The 17,414-nt window shown below is 32.5% G+C and carries 17 protein-coding genes and 2 pseudogenes; 6 read left to right on the top strand and 13 right to left on the bottom strand.

Annotated elements, in window-relative coordinates; translation table 11 throughout:
- Positions 1-371 precede the first annotated feature (371 nt).
- Together ABH957_RS11495 and ABH957_RS11490 are read right to left on the bottom strand one after the other, a co-directional pair.
- On the bottom strand, positions 372-887 hold the full coding sequence (locus ABH957_RS11495) for a DinB family protein (protein WP_001091627.1): 516 nt from the start codon (positions 885-887) through the stop codon (positions 372-374).
- Positions 888-971: 84 nt separating this feature from the next.
- Positions 972-1,124 (bottom strand): hypothetical protein, encoded by a 153-nt coding sequence (locus tag ABH957_RS11490; RefSeq protein ID WP_181777901.1) that lies wholly within the window; start codon positions 1,122-1,124, stop codon positions 972-974.
- Positions 1,125-1,423: 299 nt separating this feature from the next.
- On the opposite strand from ABH957_RS11490, the gene secY reads away from it, so the two are divergent.
- Positions 1,424-2,728, top strand: a complete 1,305-nt coding sequence (gene secY, locus ABH957_RS11485) for a preprotein translocase subunit SecY (RefSeq protein ID WP_002069884.1) — start codon at positions 1,424-1,426, stop codon at positions 2,726-2,728.
- A gap of 97 nt (positions 2,729-2,825) precedes the next feature.
- Here the strand turns inward: secY and ABH957_RS11480 are convergent, their stop codons facing one another.
- From ABH957_RS11480 to ABH957_RS11465, 4 genes are all read right to left on the bottom strand, one after another.
- Positions 2,826-3,056, bottom strand: coding sequence for a hypothetical protein (locus ABH957_RS11480; protein ID WP_404511242.1), 231 nt, complete (start codon positions 3,054-3,056; stop codon positions 2,826-2,828).
- Between the two features lie 162 nt (positions 3,057-3,218).
- Positions 3,219-3,884, bottom strand: coding sequence for a TetR/AcrR family transcriptional regulator (locus ABH957_RS11475; protein WP_003189440.1), 666 nt, complete (start codon positions 3,882-3,884; stop codon positions 3,219-3,221).
- A 24-nt stretch (positions 3,885-3,908) separates the two neighbouring features.
- Complete coding sequence (locus ABH957_RS11470) at positions 3,909-5,072, bottom strand: FAD-dependent oxidoreductase (RefSeq protein WP_404511240.1); 1,164 nt, start codon at positions 5,070-5,072, stop codon at positions 3,909-3,911.
- 217 nt (positions 5,073-5,289) lie between these two features.
- Positions 5,290-6,207: a DMT family transporter gene (locus tag ABH957_RS11465; protein WP_404511238.1), complete on the bottom strand. Its 918-nt coding sequence runs from the start codon at positions 6,205-6,207 to the stop codon at positions 5,290-5,292.
- A 148-nt stretch (positions 6,208-6,355) separates the two neighbouring features.
- Here ABH957_RS11465 and pdxR point away from each other — a divergent pair, with 148 nt between their 5' ends.
- Positions 6,356-7,795, top strand: a complete 1,440-nt coding sequence (pdxR, locus tag ABH957_RS11460; protein ID WP_404453802.1) for a MocR-like pyridoxine biosynthesis transcription factor PdxR — start codon at positions 6,356-6,358, stop codon at positions 7,793-7,795.
- Positions 7,796-8,135: 340 nt separating this feature from the next.
- Here pdxR and ABH957_RS11455 read toward each other — a convergent pair whose 3' ends face one another.
- The 4 genes and pseudogenes from ABH957_RS11455 to ABH957_RS11440 form a co-directional block, all read right to left on the bottom strand.
- Positions 8,136-8,558, bottom strand: a complete 423-nt coding sequence (locus ABH957_RS11455) for a DUF3995 domain-containing protein (protein WP_404511236.1) — start codon at positions 8,556-8,558, stop codon at positions 8,136-8,138.
- A gap of 158 nt (positions 8,559-8,716) precedes the next feature.
- Entirely contained in the window at positions 8,717-9,250 is a 534-nt protein-coding gene (locus ABH957_RS11450) for a TetR/AcrR family transcriptional regulator (RefSeq protein ID WP_404447844.1), read from the bottom strand.
- A gap of 242 nt (positions 9,251-9,492) precedes the next feature.
- Complete coding sequence (locus tag ABH957_RS11445) at positions 9,493-9,990, bottom strand: DUF421 domain-containing protein (protein WP_002189697.1); 498 nt, start codon at positions 9,988-9,990, stop codon at positions 9,493-9,495.
- Positions 9,974-10,246 (bottom strand): annotated as a pseudogene (locus ABH957_RS11440) (hypothetical protein). The gene ABH957_RS11445 and the pseudogene ABH957_RS11440 overlap by 17 nt, the downstream one beginning before the upstream one ends.
- 127 nt (positions 10,247-10,373) lie before the next feature.
- Here ABH957_RS11440 and ABH957_RS11435 point away from each other — a divergent pair.
- Positions 10,374-10,615: pseudogene (locus tag ABH957_RS11435) on the top strand (hypothetical protein).
- A gap of 35 nt (positions 10,616-10,650) precedes the next feature.
- On the opposite strand, the gene ABH957_RS11430 reads toward ABH957_RS11435, so the two are convergent.
- Positions 10,651-10,854: a hypothetical protein gene (locus ABH957_RS11430; protein WP_000290880.1), complete on the bottom strand. Its 204-nt coding sequence runs from the start codon at positions 10,852-10,854 to the stop codon at positions 10,651-10,653.
- 398 nt (positions 10,855-11,252) lie between these two features.
- Between ABH957_RS11430 and ABH957_RS11425 the strand changes: the two genes are divergently transcribed.
- Entirely contained in the window at positions 11,253-11,906 is a 654-nt protein-coding gene (locus tag ABH957_RS11425; protein ID WP_033729412.1) for a CPBP family intramembrane glutamic endopeptidase, read from the top strand.
- A gap of 82 nt (positions 11,907-11,988) precedes the next feature.
- Here ABH957_RS11425 and ABH957_RS11420 read toward each other — a convergent pair whose 3' ends face one another.
- A complete protein-coding gene (locus ABH957_RS11420; protein WP_404447851.1) occupies positions 11,989-12,867 on the bottom strand; it encodes an SDR family oxidoreductase in 879 nt (292 codons plus the stop codon).
- 345 nt (positions 12,868-13,212) lie between these two features.
- A complete protein-coding gene (locus ABH957_RS11415; RefSeq protein WP_159146702.1) occupies positions 13,213-14,583 on the bottom strand; it encodes an aminotransferase-like domain-containing protein in 1,371 nt (456 codons plus the stop codon).
- Positions 14,584-14,707: 124 nt separating this feature from the next.
- Here ABH957_RS11415 and ABH957_RS11410 point away from each other — a divergent pair, with 124 nt between their 5' ends.
- Together ABH957_RS11410 and ABH957_RS11405 are read left to right on the top strand one after the other, a co-directional pair.
- Positions 14,708-15,646 (top strand): DMT family transporter, encoded by a 939-nt coding sequence (locus tag ABH957_RS11410; RefSeq protein ID WP_404447855.1) that lies wholly within the window; start codon positions 14,708-14,710, stop codon positions 15,644-15,646.
- Positions 15,647-15,663: 17 nt separating this feature from the next.
- On the top strand, positions 15,664-17,355 hold the full coding sequence (locus ABH957_RS11405) for a M3 family oligoendopeptidase (protein ID WP_404511234.1): 1,692 nt from the start codon (positions 15,664-15,666) through the stop codon (positions 17,353-17,355).
- Positions 17,356-17,414: the final 59 nt, after the last annotated feature.

Genomic DNA, 17,414 nt, shown 5'->3' with positions numbered 1-17,414 from the left:
CTTCTTCCTCCAACGTGTGAAGAGCGCTAAACCCACGGTAGATGTATACGTACTTTCAAAATTTTGGACATACAACTCATTTTCGGATTTTATTTCTAATTTTTTCCTTCTATATGAAAATACTGAGATCAATTCCAAAAATAATAACCCCGCTCTTCATTTAAGACGGGGTTACACTTATACAGCAAATCGGATTCAGATTTTTTTCAAATGTTCGTTTCCTCTTCAGGAGTAAAATCTGCTAGTTTCGTATTTTTTTCTGCTTATTGGTTGCTTTCAACTAAATTCATCATAATTTTAATCAGGACTTGTATTTTATCACTCGAATCCTTGATGCTATCCCAAATCGCTCAATAAATAGATAATGATTTTTACTTTTCAACTCCACAAAGCAATTTTATCTCTTTAATTTGTTCTATATGACGCTGTTCATGCAAATAGATCAGTTCTATCCACTGATCAAGAAGTAATTCTCCAAGAGCTGGATGCGTCACTGATTTTTTCGCTAATATAGATTCATCTTCTATTGTACTCAGGAAACGCATCAATTCTTTTCTAGAGTCGTTTAACAAATCAACCATTTGCTGCACTTCAAATGGTTCTATACTTGGTTCAATCATTTCTGGGGCTATAAATTTTATCGATCTATCTAATAAAATAGTGTGAATTTCTTTACGCTCATTTAAGATACTATCCATCTTTTTTAATCCCGATGAAATAACTGTTATAACTCTCTCATCTAATAAAACTAAGTGATGACAAACTTGTGCTATACTCCATTTATCCTTATCTGGTTTCCTATTAAATTGAGCATCACTTAACAAAGTAATTTCCTCAAATAATTGATTTCTAGTTTCATAAAACTTGTCATTTACAAATGTATTCATGTGAATTCTCCTTTCATTAGAACCTACATACTTAGATTCCTACGCTAGAAATATTCTCTATGGAAAAAAGATTTTCCTTCACTATTATTCCAATCCAATCTTTTCTTTCTTTAGTAGGTTCTCTAATTCATGCTGAAACGTATGAGTTCTCTCAACATCCTTGAAGATTTCCTTGGGGTTATTATGCGCTACAGCTACATCATAATACTTTCCACGGAATCCCTTCAATATAACCACATAAAACGTTCCTAATTATCAATCTAGCATTAAATATATGTAAAAAATCATCCTATTCATTCATTTTTAATGCTTATGTATGTACATTTGTTAATTTATTAGTTATATTATGGGTATTGAATGATTACGAAAAGTCAATAAATCGCTTGTATAACACCTTATATTTTTATATCCGTGAAAACTACAAAATGTATAAAATTCCATTTGTCAAATGAATTTAATGCGGAAGGAGGTTTGTGGTTACTTCATCGGGATATAATAATCAGTTTTGAACTGATAAAAATATAGGAGGCGACATAATGTTTCGTACGATTTCAAATTTCATGAGAGTAGCTGAGATAAGAAACAAAATTCTTTTTACACTAGCGATGCTAATTGTTTTTCGAATTGGCACGTTTATTCCAGTTCCTCATACTAACGCAGAGGTATTAAAAGTACAAGATCAAGCCAACGTTTTAGGTATGCTAAACGTATTTGGCGGAGGAGCACTGCAACACTTCTCAATCTTTGCTGTAGGTATCACACCATATATTACAGCTTCTATCATTGTACAATTACTACAAATGGACGTTGTACCTAAATTTACAGAATGGGCAAAGCAAGGAGAAATGGGCCGTAAGAAATCAGCTCAATTTACTCGATACTTTACAATCATTCTCGCATTTATACAATCCATTGGGATGTCTTATGGTTTTAATAATATAGCAGGTGGACAATTAATTACAGATCAAAGCTGGACTACATACTTATTTATTGCGACAGTTTTAACTGCTGGTACTGCATTTTTACTTTGGTTAGGTGAACAAATTACCGCTAATGGCGTTGGTAATGGAATCTCAATGATTATCTTCGCAGGACTTGTTGCGGCGATTCCGAATGTCGCTAATCAAATTTATTTGCAACAATTCCAAAACGCAGGCGATCAGTTATTTATGCACATAATAAAAATGGTTTTAATTGGACTCGTAATTTTAGCGATAGTTGTTGGTGTTATTTACATTCAACAAGCTGTTCGAAAAATACCGATTCAATATGCAAAAGCTGTTTCAGGAAACAATCAATATCAAGGGGCAAAAAATACTCATTTACCTCTTAAAGTAAATAGTGCAGGTGTAATTCCTGTTATCTTTGCTTCAGCCTTTTTAATGACGCCGCGTACAATTGCGCAGCTCTTCCCTGATTCAAGCGTATCTAAATGGATAATTGCGAATCTTGATTTTGCACATCCATTTGGAATGACACTATATGTGGGTCTTATCGTTGCCTTCACATATTTCTACGCGTTTATTCAAGTAAATCCTGAACAAATGGCTGAGAATTTGAAAAAGCAAAACGGATATGTCCCGGGTATTCGCCCAGGAAAATCTACAGAACAGTATGTAACAAAAATTTTATACCGTTTAACATTTATCGGTGCGATTTTCTTAGGAGCAATTTCAATATTACCACTTGTATTTACAAAAATCGCTACATTACCACCATCTGCTCAAATCGGTGGTACAAGTTTACTAATCATCGTAGGTGTTGCATTAGAAACGATGAAGACGTTAGAAAGTCAACTTGTGAAGCGTCATTATAAAGGTTTTATAAAAAAAGTGAATTAATTACAAAAACACACTAGGATATAAAGACCTAGTGTGTTTTTTATTCTATAAAAATAAAACCCTCATTTTCTCGCTTCATATTTTTATCTTTATTTTATTACCATAAAAGTAGCTCCTTTCTCTCACCTTCAATATATCCCTCGGTGGTTATAAAAAGTCTCAGCATGAATTTATCTATAATTAAATAGTCTGGTACAAAATTTTTTAATGTTATTACTTGCTTTCTAACAATTCTTTTGTCACCTTTTATTCCAAAAACTTTAGCTTCTAAATAATCAATTTCACCTAAAAATAAATCTATCCTTTGATATATAGGGATTCCAACCAATTCTTTAACTTCTGGTTATATTGTGTAAGTTGTCTATTACTATCGTATAAAAAGAGATATTGAAATTCATTAACAATGTAGTTTGTAGACACAGGTATCATATTTTTCTTTCAAAAAAAACAGAGTGCCGCTCAACTAGCTCTCTGTTTTAAACTAATTATATTATTGCGTATGTAAAATACCTTGCAAAACAACTTCTAATCCCCAGCGGAATCGTTCTTCTCCACCAGATAACATATCTTCTTTTAGACTTACAATCATTGGATACCTTGCTGTATCTAAAGCCTCATACGAAGCACGAATTGGGTCAAGAGTGGTACCTTTTTCTTTGCGAGCTGTTTGTTCATATGCGACCGAAGCAGCATATAACAGTAAAATATCTACTCCCCATGCTGATGCTCTTGCATTAACTCCACCTTCATGTAATTGACGCAAAATCTGTTCAGTAAGGGCTAAAGAATTTGGCCCAATTGGAATTGTCATTAAAGCTAATTCTGCCATTCCAGAAGAGTCGAATAAAATTCGAAAATATGAATGTACAAGTGTAAATAGTTCTTTTTTCCATGGTTCATTTTTCTCATCTGTTATTTCAATTTTCCCTAGACCATAATCTAATACATACGCTCTTAATTCATCAGCATTTTTTACGTATACATATAAAGAAGACGGACCTGTATCTAATACTTTTGCAATTTTACGCATACTAAGGCCAGAAATACCTTCAGACTCTAATAGGTCATAAGCAGTCTTAACAATGATTTCCTTACTTAACGGTTCTTTTGCTGGTCGTGAACGACGACTAGTAATTGTATTCGTTTGCTCTTCCATAGTTCTCCTTTAGTAAATATATTTTTATTGTTGCTCATGAAGTTTATTCATAAGATTATACATTTTCATAGTAGCATCCTCCGAGAAACAAATCTCAAGATTATCATTTGACACTTCAGCGGATTGAGAAGAATAATCGTACATTTTTTCTTCGTAATTTTCAATTGCCTCGTTCAAATTATCATGTTTTACAATAGATAATGCAAGTTCTGCCGCATCACGCATCGCTAGATTCACACCTTCTCCAGCAAATGGAGACATTAAATGTGCAGCATCACCAATTAAAGTAACACCAGGCTTACTTTTCCAAGTTAGTCCAACAGGTAACATATAAATTCGTCTAGGAAAAATCGCACCATCTGCACATCTAATATAATTTTTAAGTGTTTCATCCCAGTCTTCGAAATATTGTAGAAGTTGATGTTTTGCTTCTTCTAAATTTTTAAATGGAATTCCACAATTATCAAGCCATTTTTTATCTGTTCTAAAACTTAAATACACGCGAATACTGTCATCTCCATTTAATTGCGCAAGAATTCCTTTATGCTCCGCAAGTGCAAATACTTTGCCACGTCGATTAAATTTCGCCATCTGAGGATGATTTTTCGTTACATTTTTCAAATTCAATTCTACCATGCTAATACCAGTATATTGCGGTATAGAATTTGTGACAAGTGGACGAATTCGAGAGAAGGCACCATCTGCTGCTACCACTAAATCAACAGTGTCTACATGTCCATTTTCAAAATGAAGTTCATGTATACCATTTTCTACAGGAATGGCTTTTGTTAAGTTATAGCCCCAATGTATACATTGCGGATCAACAGAATTTAAAAGTAACTCACGTAAAGTGCCTCGATCAATTTCTGGACGATCTCCGCAATTAGGATCCGCTACTTCATCTAAATATATTTTCCCGTTCTTATCACATAAACGAAAATCTTCTCCCTCATATCTAGCAAGTTCATTAAATTGTTCTAACAATCCTGCTTCTTTAAGCGCCTCTTGTCCGGAATCATGATGAATATCTAATGAACCTCCTTGTTGCCGAATCCATGGTGATGTTTCTCTTTCATATACGACACATTTTAAACCATGTTTCTGTAATATACGAGCTAATGTTAAACCTCCTGGTCCAGCACCTATAATTGCAATACGTTTTTCTCCTTTATTTTTTCTTTCCATCATTTATCACACCTTATATTTTATTGAATTACTTGTTTTATTTATAACACAACGTACACTGTTCGTAAAGTGCACCGTTCGTTAATTACTAAGCAAATTATGTTAAACTTAATGTGTAAAAATAAAAAGCATGTTACAAGTCAGTAGTAACATGCTTTTTAAGTTGATAAAGTAATAAACTTTTATTAACTTAATAGTCCAATGATTCCATTTGTATTATTTACATTTCTTTCTTCAATAACTTCCCTTGCTTAAAATAAACGCCCAGCGTAGAACGATTTGCTAAAAATACACCAATCAAGATTAAACAAGCACCAATTCCCATTGCAGGATTTAATGGTTCTCCTAATACAAAATAACCTACAATAACAGCAATTAACGGAGATACATACAACCAAGTCGATGGAAATACTGGATTTGTTTTTGATAAAAGCCAGTAATATAAACCGTGTCCACCGATAGATCCTACAAATATAAGATATAAAATTGGCCATTGTACATTCCAAGATGTTAATACAGCTAAATTCGGCTGTTCCATTACAACAGATACAATTAATAGCAAAACTCCTCCATAAAACATTTGAATGCCGTTAATAAGAAATGGTGATACGTTAGGTAAATCTGAAAGTATCTCTTTAGAACGAATAGAACCTATTCCATAAAACAACTCTCCTACTAATATAACAAGGCATGCAATACTCCATATGAAAGTAAGTTCTTGATGCATGCCAGGTAAAGATATAAACAAAACTCCTGTAAGTGCTATAACTAAAGCAACAAGTTGTTCTTTTTGCAATTTTGTTTTATTTCTCTTTGATTGTAATAGCAAAATCATCATTGGGGCTGTTGCAGATAGAACTGCAGCTAATCCAGAAGAAATATATTGTTCAGCCCAGTAAAGGGTCGCGAATGTCATAAATGTTAAACAAAAACCAGCATATATAATACGTTTCGATAATAAGTAAGGCATAATATCCTTTCGCTTTAATTTAAAAATAATAATGAGAATAAGGCCCGCCAAAAAGAAACGAATTCCAGCTGAAAATAATGGTAGTGCCCCCGCTTCTATTCCAATTTTTATCGTTAAAAATGTCGTTCCAAAAATAATACATACTAAAATATAATTTAAAATGACCATTTTCCTTCCTCCTTTTTACTCTTGAAATGAGTATAGAGGATATGGTGTATAACAGTGTATCCACGCATATAACAGTTGAATAAAAATATAGTTGATTGTCAGGATGTTTTTCGCTTTAATTAAATTAAAAAGAAAAACAGGTGATTCTATGAAGATAGTACTGCGTAAAGAATCCAACATACCATATTACCAACAAATATATATGCAAATTGTTGAGAGAATTCAAAGCGGGATGCTTTCACATGGCGATTACCTCCCTTCTTTACGTTCTATGGCCGATGATTTGCAAATTAGTTTATTAACTGTTCGTAAAGCTTATAAACAGTTAGAAACGAAAGGTTATATACGAATTGAACAAGGAAAAGGTGCCTATATACATAAACGTGTGAATAAAGAGTTCAAACCAATTCCATATCAATGGCAACAAACGAAATCCATTAATGTTATGCGTTCTCAATATGTGATGAACCAACACCGTAAATATTTCGATTTTTCACAGGCGGTCCTTTATCCGCGTTTATTACCAAATCCGTTTCTTTCAGATGAAATGCACAAATTACTTAATAAAGATCAAATGATACTAGCAACTTACGGACCTGTTCAAGGCGATAAAGAACTTAGAGTGGAAATAACAAACTACTTAAAAGAACACCAACAATTAGTTACAGATCCATCTCAATTATTAATTACAAGTGGTGCCCAGCAAGGAATCGATTTAATCGCCCAAACATTATTAAAGCCTGGAGACATAGTGTTAGTAGAAAGTCCGTGTTATGGGGCGGCGCTTGATGTATTTGTTAATAAAGGAGTTCAAATTATCCCTGTTAGTCTTGATAACAACGGCATTCGCTCAGATTTAATCGATGATATTTGTCAAAGAAAGAATCCTGTTTTGTTATATGTGAATCCTACTTTTCAGAATCCAACGGGCACAGTAATGAGTAAAAAAAGAAGAATGGAACTTGTAGAACTAGCAGAGCTATATAACTTCTTCATTATTGAGGATGATTCTTTCGGAGAAATTTATTTTGAGGATTTTAAAATTCCCCCTCCAATAAAAAGCTTTGATACAAATGGTCATGTTATATATTTAAAAGGATTTAGTAAAACGTTAGCACCAGGTCTTCGCATCGCGGCACTTGCAGCTGAAGGACATATCTTTGAATGGTTATACGCTGTGAAGGCTTCGATGGATATTGGTAGCCCTTTATTAACGCAGAAAGCACTACTTCCTTTTTTACGAGCGGAACGAATGAAAAATCATTTAGAAAAATTACGGACTGCTTTACAAATTAGACGCGATTTAACAATTGATATATTATCTCCATTAAAAGAATTAGAATTTGAAATACCTAATGGAGGATTTAACTTATGGGTTACACTCCCTCAGTCAGTCGATCCTTTTACATTATTACAAAAAGCGAATGAAGTTGATGTTTCTTTTTTACCTGGAACAGCTTGTTTGTTAAGCCATGAAACTCAATATAATCATTTGAGAATTAGTTATTCAATGTTAAATGATAAAGATATGTTGATTGGATTAGAAAGATTACATGATACAATTGCTAAGTTTAAATCATTCATTTAAACTCCAAAACAACAAATAACCTCTTATTCACACAATAAAAAACCAACACTTTAAAATTTTATTAAAAGTCAAGATATAAGCTGAACCTATTATTAATAGTGAATTCTTATCTAATGTCATACATTATATTTATAAAAATTAAAAGGATAGAAGAGCTTGAATAAATTCGCCCTATCTATCCTCTTTTTAAACACAAATGACTAATCATAGCGGACTTCGCTGTCACCAGAACCCGTATTGCTCTATTGCTATGCTCAAACTTCTTTTTATTACTACTTGTTCAATAAGAGGTGTTTTCTTCCTGCATAAAATTTATTTTATAGGGAATTCATTATACTTATTAAAACAACAACATGATATAGACAAAACCAAAGAATAAACATAATGGACTATAGAACCAAGTGTCATATCTAGCAAACTGAGAATGTTTAATTTTTTTAAAAAATCCAACAAACTTAAAATCACCAATTGCCCTAATAATGAAAACTAAAGCACAGACAATACTTCCGATTTTAGATAAACTATTTGCTTCGAACCCCTGCAAATAACCTACTTGAACAACAATAATGACACTAGCTAATAGAATAAGAATGGCTACGAATAATGTTCCCCATATTCTCGGAGTAAAAGCAGGCTTATGTTCTCCCTCTTTTACTGGGATAACAGCAGCAGACCCCCATCGACCTCCAAAAGCCCAATAAATATGCAAAAAACTGATAAACCACAGAAGCCCCACAGCCACTACTATTAATAGTGATTTCATTTATTCGCCCCCAATTTCGTAACTTCAAAGATAACATACACTACCGTATGTTATAGTGGAAATTTTGTCCCTTCAGGTTTTATAACCATACTAGGGACATTTATTATCGAATAATCAATTATGCCTCAGCATAATTGCGTCCGGAGGCTTTACTTTTTTCAATGGATGTTTGGACACCCGCTGAAAGAAGTTAAAAGCTCAACCATTTTATCAATATCAAAATTAGGATTTGCTTCAAACCTTGTCATCCATCCTACATACGTTAAATAGGCAAGTCTCGCTCGATCAATTGATTCAGTTTCGTCTACGCCCATTTTTTGATACAATTTTGCAACACAAGAAATTCTTTGTTCTTCTATATCTACTAAACGTGCTGCCACAACAGGATCATATTTAGCCCAAGCATAAATACCATTCTCAATTTTTTTATCTCGATTAAAACTAATCTGTAATAGCTGTTCTAAAGAGGCATCCTGTTGCTCCATACTTTGAACAATCAGCTTTGTTGCATGTACTTCCCAAAAGTCGAGCATAGAATCTAAAAGCTCTTGATGGTCACGAAAATAGTGATAGAAGCTTCCTTTGCTTATTTTTAGCAATCGAGCAAGTGCTTCAATGCGAACTTTATGTATACCTTCATTAGCTAATTGTTGTAATCCTACTTTTATCCAGTCTTCTCTCGTTAATTGCATATTATCTCTCCAATAAAATACGCTAGCGTATGTTTTACGTTAGATTACTACTATTCTCATTTTTTGTCAATTATTCATTCTGTTTATTTTTATGAACTTTAACGTTGTTGTTAATCGTAATATTGATCGTCATCACCCTCGATAAATTAGATAACACGAAAGTCCCTTCAGGATTACTGAAGGGACTTTTACACGTTTGCGAAAAGTGCCTTTATGTACAAGAAGCGCTTTTTAGTCTAAAACTATTTTTTCAGATTACATTGCTCTAGAAGCTTTTCTAGCATTTCCAAAGTAACTGGTTGTGCCTTGGTAGTTAGTTGGTACCCAATCCGTCCATTCGTTTCTACAGTTGCTTGTTGTAAATTCTTGATTTCATGTATGCCTTTTTCTCTCAGATGCATAAATAATTGTTGTTCTGACATTTTCGCGCGTAATAAATTCTTTTTTAAGATTTCTCCGTTTTCTATAACAATAATGCTAGTTCCATTTAGAAACTTTTCTACTTTTCGTGATTTCAATTCAAAAAAATGAATAATAAGTAAAACACCCGCAAAAATAAACGCAGCAAAAATAGATGGGCCTACTTTCCTACTTAATATAGGTTCTACAATAATACGTCCTATAGAAACCACAATAATAATTTCAGCTCTCGTCATTTGGCTAACAGATTTACTACCTGTCAATTTTAAAACAATGATTCCAGTGAGGATTAAAATAATGCTTTCAAAAAGTATATTCATTACAGCCCAATCCTTTAATAGTGAATGTTACTAGTATTCCCATTAAAGGATTTTTATGATATTTTAAAGTATCCATTCACTTTACGTGCCTTATTCTTTGAAGCACCTCTCTCCCAGCTAGTAATGGTAAAGCATCAACTTCCTTCATTGCTTCTACTTGTGATTCGTTACGAATCATTGCATACACAGTATGACCTTCTTTTATTAGCATTGGTATTAAAGAACGTGCTGTTGCACCTGCCACAAAAATTTCCATATGTGTTTCTTCTTATTTTGAATATCATAATTGAGACGAGACATATATAAGCTATGTATAATAATCAATATGAAAGATTCATCCAAAATTAAAGCTATAATGTTGGCTAGCAACCAATAGTGATAACATGATAATTGAATTTGATGGATATGGAATTAATGAGTATGTTATTGGTCATAACTGTTCTATCAGTAAGTTAAAAAAATGTATTTTAACGTAAAAAATGAAGAGTTATCTAATGAGGAGCTTATAAATTTATTTTGTGTACGTTATCATTTTGAAAACATTCCAAAGTCATTACAAGAAGCCATTAAGACCGATGTCGTCATTGACTTAGATACGGACTATATTTATATCCCTAATAGATAACAATAACCCAGTAAACTAAAATGGTTTAATGTAACTTACGATTCAGACAAGAATTTAATAAAATAAGTAATTGCCCAAATAGAAGTCGCGAATTGAGTGACAAAATACATTGTCCATTCGAAAGAAGTCAGTTTTCTCTCTCGTTTAATCTTCTTTAAGTATCTGTAAAATATTAATGTACTCAAAAACATAAGTAATAAAGAGAATTGTTGTAAATCATCGACTATACGTACCGCCATAGACTCCATCACCCTCCTATACAAAATATAGACTATACTTTAAAGATATCATTTTTTTGGTAATGATTCCCTATATATTTAATGAAGTTAAAAAATGTTTTATGCGATATATGTGTACAGATAATAAAGTTGTTTAATTTTGTTCTTAGAAATACATTAATCGCCTACTCATAAATTTGATGGGCGATTATTATTTTTGTTTAATAATTGCTTTATTTCAATCACGACATTAATAATAGGTTTTGGTCTAAATGATTCTTGCAAGGAATCTCCTAATCTTGGACTTACTGATTTGGAAAAATAAAATTATTATGATCGTCTCAATTACCATTATTTTGGAGAACAATGTGCTATTATATATTCGTAATCAATGAAATAATAAGAAAGAAGGGGTAGTTGTGGAAACAAAGATTATAGAAACAGAGAAGAAAATTGATTCGAAATCCCTTTTGGCTTTGGGATTATTAATTATTTCCGGGATTGTATATCAACTTTTCGCAGTGTTAGGAGATAATATACCTGAAGTATTGAGGATGATTTTTGAAGCTTTATGGAATCTTGTATTATGTGGAATTATAGGATACTATTTTTTAGGAAAAATATCATTAGAGCAATTTAAACATTTTAATTTCAAGACATTACTTTGGGGTTTGCCTTTAACAATTATCGTAGGTATGGCTTCCAACTTAATATTCAGTTACATTTTTGAACCTGCAACTAAAAATTCCGTTGCTGAAGTAATAAGTATTTCTATGATTTTATTCCGTGTACCCTTTATGTTAATGGGTGAAGAGTTGATTTGCACTAATATAATTATCGCATTACAAAAATTAGGATTAAAATTTGGCACGGCATCATTAATATGTAGTTTGTTGTTCGCTTTGTGGCATATTCCAGCTTATGGTTTTGTGCCAATGCAGTTATTAATAACTATAATCCCAATTAGATTAGCACTAAATTATATATGGAAAAATTCAAAAAGTATTTGGGTAAGTTGGATTTGTCACTTTATTTTTGACTGTATTTCATTTGTACCAATGCTTTTTAAATAACCATTTTATTTTTAAAAGGACTTTATTATTTGCGTATTGTATAAAGAACAAGAGCACTCAGCTATTGAGTGCTCTAAAAACATTAATTTTGATTCAAAACATTCTCCTCAAAATATTTCCCCCAATCTGGGCGTCTTCCATCCATATCTGTAAATCCATACTCTCTTCCTAATTCCCATGAACTTAACGCTCGTCCCGTTTTTTCATGAACATTTGGATCACTTGCTAAAGCTGCTACTGCTCTTCCAACAAAGAAAGGAGTTTCTGATGCGATAAAATGAGGGTCTTGTTTAGCTCCTTCTCGCCAATTCTCCTCTGTTACACCAAATATATCTAACATCGCTTCTGAACGAAGGAATCCTGGACTAACTGCGACAGCTGTAATATTGTGTTGTTCTAAATCTTTCGCCATAGCTTCTGCTAAATGAATTGTTGAGACTTTTGCTAAACTATAGTACAAATTACCTCGATATTGATAATCGACTCCATCTGTAATTTCAATAACAAGTCCCATTTTATTTTTCACCATTAATGGTACACCGTAATGGCTTGTCATTATATGAGAATGAACAGCTCTTTGTTGCATAAGTAGTCCGTTATGTAGGTTGTGTTCCCAGAAAGGTTTCTCCCATTCCGTTAAAGGATCGCCGCCCCAAACATCGTTTACTAAAATATCAAGCTGTCCATTTTGTTCGTCTTGAATCTTTGTAAATAATACTTTAATATCTTCTTCTACCGTATGATCAACACGAACTGCGATTCCTTTTCCGCCTTGCTTTGTAACAAGCTCTGCCGTTTCTTCAATCGTTTCAGTTCTTCCCATACAGGATAAATTCCCTTTTGTACTTCTTCCTGTTACATATACAGTTGCACCGGCTTCACCAAGCATCATCGCAATACCTCTTCCGGCGCCTCGTGTTGCTCCGGCCACAACTGCTACTTTACCTTGTAATGGTTTCATATCATTCTCCTTAATTATTTTTGGCACACTCTTATTATCATATTTTTTATATAGATTTCTCCATGTGGAGTAATAAATTTTAACGTAATTACACCACAAACACCATTATAAAACTGAAACTCACCTTGCATATTTGATATAGAGACTTCCTTATCTTTAAATGAGCTTCACATTTGATATAGGAATGTTGTTATGATCGACAATAACAGCCTTCGTATGAATTGCAACTGTTATACATTCTTTACTTTTCTTATTATATATAGTAATTGTAATCACTCCAATGACTACAGCAACACATACATAAAGCCATTATTTTTCTGTACACAACAAGACCCTTCATAAGCACTATTCTTTTTTGAACTGAAAATCTACACGGTTCATTCGCTTTATTTCCTCACTTACTTTGCGAATCCCTTCTTCAATCTTGTCTTCTTTTACATTTGATACGTTTAACTTTAACAATCTCTCTTTATGAAAGTTACTTAAATAATTTTTATCAATAGAATCTATGCTTATTTGACTCTTGCTTAAATTTTTAATAAATGTGTCCGTGACTATATTTCTGTTCAACTGTAAACAAGTATGTATCCCGATTGGATCAACTGTTCTATAAGTAAACAAATGTGGATTTTCATTTTGAACACCTTCTACTACTGCCGCTAGTTTTTTTGACCTATTGTAGTAAGATGCTTTTATTTTATGTTTATGCCGATCAAACATTCCGCTCTTTATGTAAATTTCTAAAGCAGCTTGCGAAATCATAGGACTATCGATATCTAAAATCTTTTTATACTTATAAAAGGCATCTGTAATGGATTGCGGGATGACTGCAACACCGACTCGCAAACCAGGAAAGATGATCTTCGAATAACTTTTTAAATATATAACATGATTACAATTATCTTGGCTGTAAAACGTATCTACTTTTGAATCAGTTTCTAAATCTGCTAAATAGTCGTCTTCCACTATAAATACATTATATTTCTTCGCAAGTTTAATAATCTTTTCTCTCTCTTTTTTAGAATACGAAGTTCCAAGTGGATGATGAAATCTTGGAGTTGTATAAAAGAATTTAATTTTTTCTGTGCTAAATATCCGCTCTAGTTCATTTAAATCTATCCCTTCATGCGTACGCTTTATTCCGATCACAGGGATCTTATTTATTTCTACATATTCAATATATAAATGATAACTTGGCTGCTCAATTAGTATCGTTTCGTTTTCATTCGGAAATGGTATTGAAGTTAATATAGCAAGCGCCTGCTGCACACCTGACGTTATAAATATATTATCTTCCTTTGTGAAAACTTGATAGTTTGCTAACTGTTTTTGCACAACCGATATTAAAGATGGTAACCCTTTCGGTGTTCCGTATATAAACAAATCATTCTTATAGGTATCAATCGCTTTATTAATGCAATGCTGAAAATCTAAGTATGGAAAAACATCTGGATCTGGGGCCGAAGAAGCGAAATCAATAATCTCGATACTTTCTACGTAACTTCCAGATTTCTTAACAACGTAGTATCCACTTTGAGGTACAGAATAAATAATATGACGCTTTTCCAATTCATGCAGCGCTCGTATTACAGTCGCCTTATTACATTCATATTGTGTAACAAGCGACCGTATAGACGGTAATTTCTTTCCTTCTTTTATCTCACCATTTTGAATCATACTTTCTAAGTCGTTCAAAACATGTAAATACTTATACATCCTTACACCTCCTATTTTTTTGTACCGGTACAGTTTGTATTTGTTCACATTGTAGCACTAGATCAGAAGGATTACTATGTACGTATACTGGCCAGTAAGAAATCAACTACTATGAGGTGAAATTATGAAAAATACAACAAAAGCATATATATCAGCATTACTCTATTCATTTATTATTGGATTTTCATTTATGTTTGTGAAACTAGCACTAACCATTACGAGTCCTCTTGATACTCTGGCTCACCGTTTTACAGTTGCCTTCATAGCAGCAACCATTCCGGTTATTTTCGGTTTTGTAAAGTTAAATATTTCACTCAAAAACATACTTGCACTTTTACCACTCGCAATATTTTATCCAGCATTGTTCTTTGCTTTCCAAGCATTTGGCTTAGTATATACAAGTTCATCTGAAGCTGGAATTATACAAGCAGCGATCCCTATATTTACGATGATACTAGCTTCCTATTTTTTAAAAGAATATACGAATACATGGCAAAAAACATCAGTATGTATTTCTGTCATAGGTGTCATTTATATATTTGTTATGAATGGTATAGGGGCTCATGAAACGAGCTTCATCGGTGTTATCCTCATTTTATTATCGGCATTATCATCTGCTTGCTATAATGTATTAGCTCGAAAAATGACAAAGAAATTCAAGCTAATGGATTTAACATACACAATGACAGCAATCGGTTTTATTAGTTTTAATTTCATCGCAATCATTGACCATATGAACAAAGGTACAATAACTGTATACTTTAAGCCATTTACGAATGGAACATTCCTTATCTCCATTTTATATTTAGGATTATTATCTTCCTTACTAACAGCATTGTTATTAAACTATTCATTATCTTATATTGAAGCAGCGAAAATAAGTGTTTTTAGCAACTTATCTACACTTATTACCATTATCGCAGGCGTTGTATTCTTACAGGAGCAAATTTCCTACTATCATATTGTCGGTACACTTATGATTGTTCTTGGAGTAATAGGCACAAATTTTCTAGGCAAAAAAGGAATCATAGCGAAAAAGAAGAATACCTCCTTGAGTAAATAAAAAGTGAGGGGTAAATAATGCAGAACTCTAATACGATCGATATCCGTAATATACATGAGCTAGAAAACGAATTGTCTACTTTATTAAGTAAACCCATTTCTTCAGGAGAAGATTTAGAAAATCGGCTGAAAATACAGTCGAAATTAATATGGGAAATCGAAGAACAATTAAGATCACACTATATTGACTTTCAATGTAATACAGATAACAAAGAAATAAAAGATACGTTTGAATATGATCAACAATATGTAAGGCCTCTTTTGAAACGTTATCAAAATTCATTTGATAATAAATATTTAGAGTCACCATTTCGAATGCAACTTGATCCAAAAACTTATAGCTTACTAGATAAAAAAATAAAAAATGCGCAAACATTATTTTGTGAAAAAAACATTGATTTAGAAGTAAAAGAAGACAAATTAGTAACCGAGTACTTCGAAATTACAGGCAGTTTGACTGCACTATGGGATGGCGAAGAAAAAACAATTACTGAACTACAGTCTTACTTACAAAATCCGAATCGTGATATACGAAAAAAAGCAAAAACGCTCATTTCTGAAAAATTCTTATCTGTTGAAAATAATTTACAACATATTTTAAATGAATTAATTGCAATCCGTCACCAAAAGGCAAAAAACATTCAATTAGATAATTATCGTGATTATATGTTTAAAAAATATGAACGTTTTGATTATACGGCTGATGATTGCTATGAACTGGCTGAATCGATACGACAATATGTTGTGCCACTTACAGATAAAATATTAAATGAGAAAAAAGCTGAACTTCAAGTGGATATCCTTCGTCCATGGGATGTAGCAGCTGTAGCTCCCAATCAAAAAGTGTTAAAACCTATTCAAAATGAAAAAGAGTTAATTGAAAAAAGCACTCACATCTTCAATAAGCTAGATATTGAATTTTCAGCACTACTAAACCGAATGCATAAACATAATTGCTTAGATTTAAGAAGTCGTAAAGGAAAAGCAGCTGGTGGTTTTTGTGAGTACTTACCGGCTTCTCAATTATCTTTTATTTTTATGAACCTTAACTATACACAAGATGACATCCTTACTTTCATTCATGAAATGGGCCATAGCATTCATAATGAATGCATAAAGCAACTAAAGATACGACAATATATAGAAATCCCCGCTGAGACAGCTGAATTAGCTAGTATGACAATGGAATTATTCTCGATAAAATATTGGGATGCATTCTATAAAGATAAAAAAGATTTGAAACAAGCAAAAGTTAACTTCTTTAAAGATATTATTACTTATCTTCCAGGTATGCTAATAGTTGATCAATTCCAACACTGGCTTTACGAAAACCCAAATCATACTTTTGAGGAAAGAAATGAAAAGTACTTAGAGCTTCAGAAAACTTATCAATCTAGTGTAGTAAATATTGATGGTTATGAAAACTGGTTTGCAAATGGCTGGTTACCTGTACTACATATTTATGAAGTACCATTCTATTATATCGAATATGCGATTGCACAGCTCGGTGCACTGCAAATGTATAAACAATATAAAGAGAATCCTAAACAAGCACTACAAAATTATAAAAAAGCATTGTCTTTAGGTAGTACAAAGACTATTAAAGAAGTGTATGAGGCAGCCGGCATTCACTTTGATTTTTCTGGAAAAACAATTAAAGATTTAATGGCATTTGTAGAAGAAGAATTAAATTTACTTGAACAAATATAAGTAAAAAAAATGCACCTAAAAGTATAGGCGCATCTTTTTTACTGTATTCTCTTCTAATT

The sequence above is a fragment of the Bacillus sp. RC242 genome, from assembly GCF_044908245.1.
Classification (GTDB): domain Bacteria; phylum Bacillota; class Bacilli; order Bacillales; family Bacillaceae_G; genus Bacillus_A; species Bacillus_A mycoides.
The sequence above is the reverse complement of the archived record's forward strand: the minus strand, read 5'-3'. Positions and strand labels throughout refer to the sequence as shown.